2 tRNA genes and 1 rRNA gene are annotated in these 437 nt (G+C 50.3%); all 3 read left to right on the top strand.

Annotated elements, in window-relative coordinates:
- The first annotated feature begins 50 nt into the window (after window positions 1-50).
- Window positions 51-124, top strand: a tRNA-Ile gene (locus tag WS34_RS15175).
- A gap of 5 nt (window positions 125-129) precedes the next feature.
- Window positions 130-203 (top strand) — tRNA-Ala (locus tag WS34_RS15170).
- 138 nt (window positions 204-341) lie between these two features.
- Window positions 342-437: ribosomal RNA gene (locus WS34_RS15165) — 23S ribosomal RNA — on the top strand; the annotation flags it as partial.

The following is a 437-nucleotide window of genomic DNA, read 5'->3' as shown; positions in this document are numbered from 1 at the left end:
CGTTTCACGTTTTTTCACGTTACATGATTGCCCGATAGCGGGTTAACCATAGTCTCTTAGCTCAGTTGGTTAGAGCGCTACACTGATAATGTAGAGGTCCGCGGTTCAACTCCGCGAGGGACTACAGCCGGGGGATTAGCTCAGTTGGCTAGAGCGCCTGATTTGCATTCAGGAGGTCAAGGGTTCGACTCCCTTATTCTCCACGGATAAAGTTCTTTGACATGCTGGAACGTTAATGGATCATTTGATCCACGAAGTAAGAATGTAGTAGAATAACACAGAGCCGTCCCCGTGGTGATACAGGGGACAAGGTAGATTATAAAAGTACACGACGCTAACGAACGTGAACGATTAAGGGCGCGCGGTGGATGCCTAGGCTCTCGGAGGCGAAGAAGGACGCGATAAGCCGCGATAGTCCACGGCGAGGTGCAAGTAAC

The organism is Odoribacter sp. N15.MGS-14 (assembly GCF_000980245.1).
Classification (GTDB): Bacteria; Bacteroidota; Bacteroidia; order Bacteroidales; family Marinifilaceae; genus Odoribacter; species Odoribacter splanchnicus.
This window is presented reverse-complemented; position numbering and strand designations above follow the sequence as displayed.